The 3,801-nt window shown below is 46.0% G+C and carries 3 protein-coding genes; all 3 read left to right on the forward strand.

Annotation, left to right across the window (positions count from 1 at the left end; all coding sequences use genetic code 11):
* Positions 1-397: 397 nt before the first annotated feature.
* The 3 genes from kdsB to B5F71_RS18970 all read left to right on the forward strand — a co-directional run bounded on the left by kdsB (position 398) and on the right by B5F71_RS18970 (position 3,639).
* The gene (gene kdsB, locus B5F71_RS18960; RefSeq protein ID WP_087213440.1) at positions 398-1,159 is read left to right on the forward strand and encodes a 3-deoxy-manno-octulosonate cytidylyltransferase; all 762 of its coding nucleotides are present in this window, start codon (positions 398-400) and stop codon (positions 1,157-1,159) included.
* Entirely contained in the window at positions 1,156-2,445 is a 1,290-nt protein-coding gene (locus B5F71_RS18965) for a pitrilysin family protein (protein ID WP_087213443.1), read from the forward strand. Before kdsB ends, B5F71_RS18965 begins: the two co-directional genes overlap by 4 nt.
* A 66-nt stretch (positions 2,446-2,511) precedes the next feature.
* The gene (locus B5F71_RS18970; RefSeq protein ID WP_087213446.1) at positions 2,512-3,639 is read left to right on the forward strand and encodes a phosphatidylinositol-4-phosphate 5-kinase; all 1,128 of its coding nucleotides are present in this window, start codon (positions 2,512-2,514) and stop codon (positions 3,637-3,639) included.
* Positions 3,640-3,801 lie beyond the last annotated feature (162 nt).

Raw genomic sequence — 3,801 nt, forward strand, 5'->3', positions numbered from 1 at the left:
TGACGAAGAACAGGAGCGGAAAGGACCAAAAAATCGCCCAAAGCACACACGAAAACGGATACATCAAGCCAAGAAAAACTTTTTGGAGAAATTCAAAACAGCTTCTGAAAGGTTCAGTATCTGTTTCAGGCTGTCTGGATTGATAACGCAACCCAATCAGAAACTCCAACTGTTTTGATTACTTTTGGAATTTGATTACCAAATTAATTTGATGCCCATCACATTTTTCTTTGATTAATTCAAAACAGTCTCCAAGGAGTGGGGGAAAATTATACACCTTAATATCAATGCCCAAATGAAAGAACCATGGGGTATGCATGTGAAATCTATATACAGAAGAAGGTTTTTCCGTAGATTTTTCCTACATTTGCATACTCAAACCAAAAAAAAGAATGCCATGAATTTTATCGGAATCATTCCTGCAAGATATGCATCAACTCGTTTTCCTGCCAAGCCGCTGGCATTGTTGGGAGGAAAACCGGTCATTGAACGAGTGTATGAACAAGTATACGGTGTATTTGATGATGTATACGTGGCCACTGACGACGAGCGCATCGAAGCTGCTGTTAAGTCGTTTGGTGGAAAAGTTGTAATGACCTCTGCTGCGCACCGGAGCGGAACAGACCGTTGTGCGGAAGCTTACCGGAAAGTGGGAGGAGAATTCGACGTAGTAGTCAATATCCAAGGCGACGAACCTTTCGTCCAACTTTCGCAGCTGAAAACTCTCAAGGCCTGTTTTGACGACCCTGCTACACAGATAGCTACGCTGGTGAAACCCTTTAATGCGACAAATGGATTGGATGCACTGGAAAATCCCAATTCGCCCAAGGTTGTGGTAGGGAGAAATGGTAATGCTTTGTACTTCAGTCGTTCCATCATTCCTTTCCTGCGTGGGAAAGACCGCCAAGAATGGTTATCCTCGCATACATACTACAAACACATCGGACTGTATGCTTATCGCTCTCAGGTACTGAAGGAAATTACAGCCCTGCCCCAGTCCCCGCTAGAACTGGCCGAATCGCTGGAACAACTACGCTGGTTGGAAAACGGATACGTCATCAAAGTGGGTATCAGTGATGTAGAAACAATAGGCATAGACACCCCGCAAGACTTGGCTCGTGCCGAGAAGTTCTTGCAAGAACATTTCCAACAGCTATGAGTCTTGACAGAACAACAGCTCCTGAAATACGCCAGATAGAGCATTTCTCGATACCGGAACCCGAACGTTACGTGCTGCGTAACGGCATCCCAGTGAACATCATGCAGGTGGGCGATGAAGATGTCATCCGTTTTGACCTGCTGATGAAGGGTGGGCAATGGAACCAAGAGCAACCTTTACAAGCAATGTTTACCAACCGTATGTTACGCGAGGGTACTCGCTTATTGACATCGGCGCAAATAGCGGAACGTTTGGACTATTATGGTGCGTGGCTCGATTTGTCTTCATCGGTCAACTATGGTTTTATCACGCTATATTCGCTGGGTAAGCACTTTCCACGCACTGTTGAGGTGGTGGCTTCGATGGTGAAAGAACCTGTATTCCCGGAAAAAGAACTTTCGGTCATCGTCAATGCCAATAAACAGCAGTTCCGGGTGAATGCCCGTAGGGTGGACGTGATGGCCCGTAAACGATTGAATCGTGCTCTTTTTGGCTCTACACACCCATTGGGAAGATACGCTGAATTGGACGACTACGACCACATCACTCGAGACGCATTGGTGCGTTTTTATCGTACCTATTATCATTCAGCTAATTGTTCGATGTACGTATCAGGCAAAGTAACTCCCGAGATATTGCGTTGTATCGAACAGCATTTCGGTGAAACATCTTGGGGCGAAAGTTCGCACACAGCTACCTTTGAGCAATATTTACCCGATACGGAGAACTGTCGCCGCCTCTTTGTGGAAAAAGACGATGCTCTTCAAAGTTCGTTGAAGATGGGTGCCTTCTCGCTTCCCCAGCAGCATCCCGATTACCTGAAGCTACGCGTGCTGGTCACACTGTTTGGCGGTTATTTCGGGAGTAGGCTGATGTCGAACATCCGCGAAGAAAAAGGATACACTTATGGAATAGGTGCCGGACTGGTCAATTATCCAGGAATAGGCGTGCTGGGCATCAGTACTGAGGCTGCCAACGAATATATAGAGCCAATCATTACCGAAGTATTCAAGGAAATGGATCGCCTACGCTCGGAAAAGGTGTCTTCCGAGGAATTGGAGATGGTGCGCAATTATATGCTCGGCGACATGTGCCGCTCTTATGAAGGTGCGTTCTCACTTTCCGATGCATGGATATTTATCGAAACCACCGGATTGGCAAACGATTTCTTTGAACGCTCCCTGGAGGCTATTCGTGAAGTAAGTACCGATGAAATCCTGGCGTTGGCACAAAAACATTTTTGCAAAGAAAACTTAATAGCAGTAGTAGCAGGTAAAAAAGTGTAATGAAATTGTCACGGCTGGTTGAAAAAAACTAATTTTGGACGATTTAAACAAATAAGTAGAATAAGCATGAATAAATATATAGGATTATTTTGTGCCTTTTTGGCCATGGGGAGCCTGTGCGCTTCCGCCCAAATGTCGTTGGGTTACTATAAATTCAAGGACGGGTCGGAATACACTGGTGAACTGAAGAGCCGTCGCCCGAACGGCAAAGGAAAAACCGTATTCAAAAACGGAGATATCTATGAAGGGGAATATGTGAAAGGCAAACGACAGGGAACGGGAACCTATACTTTCGCCGATGGGGAAAAATACGTAGGTGAATGGTTCGAAGACCAGCAGCATGGCAAAGGTACTTATTACTTTATGAATAACAACCGCTACGAAGGAATGTGGTATCAGGATTTTCAGGAAGGCGAAGGTACGATGTACTATTACAACGGTGACAAATATGTAGGTTCCTGGCACCACGACAAACGGAACGGCAAAGGCATTTATACTTGGAGCGGAGGTGCCAATTATGACGGAGAGTGGAAAAACGACCTGAAGGACGGATCCGGTGTGATGATTTGGGAAGATGGCTCAAAATATGAAGGACAGTGGAAGAGTGGCGAGCGCGACGGGCAAGGTACTTTCTATTATACTAATGGCGACAAATACGTGGGCGATTGGGTACGTGATGTACAGCACGGCAAAGGCGTGTATCACTTTCAGAACGGTGAAACATACGAAGGGGATTACGTGGATGGCGAACGGACCGGAACAGGAACCTACACCTATCCGAATGGAGACAAGTACGTGGGTCAGTTCAAGAACGGCAAACAGGAGGGAACAGGAACATTTACTTGGCAGAACGGTGCCGTGTACGAAGGTGAGTGGGAAAACAACCAACGCTCTGGACACGGATATTACAAATGGGGTAACGGTGACGAGTATGAAGGCGAATGGAAGAACAATGTTGCCGAAGGGCAAGGAGTGCTTCACATGCAAGACGGCTCAGTATATACCGGAAGTTTTGCAGGAGGCAAGGAGCACGGCAAGGGCACAATTGTCAACAAAGACGGTTCGCGCTTTGAAGGCTTTTTTAAGCATGGTAAGAAAGACGGAGCTTTTGTGGAAACCGATGCGCAAGGAAATGTGACACGCCAAGGCACCTTCCGTAACGGACGTTTGCTGAATGCGGCAGACGAGAAGTAGTAACCGGCATGGCTATGATGTATCCAGACAATACGCATATAAGTATTAAAAACATTTAGAAGCTGTTTTGAATTTATCGTGCGATGATTTGGGATGAGTTTTTGAGGCATTTTCGCTTTTGTGATGAGGAAGATAGCGGGCTATCTGACGAAGAACAGGAGC

It is taken from the genome of Bacteroides sp. An269 (assembly GCF_002159755.1).
GTDB lineage: Bacteria > Bacteroidota > Bacteroidia > Bacteroidales > Bacteroidaceae > Phocaeicola > Phocaeicola intestinalis.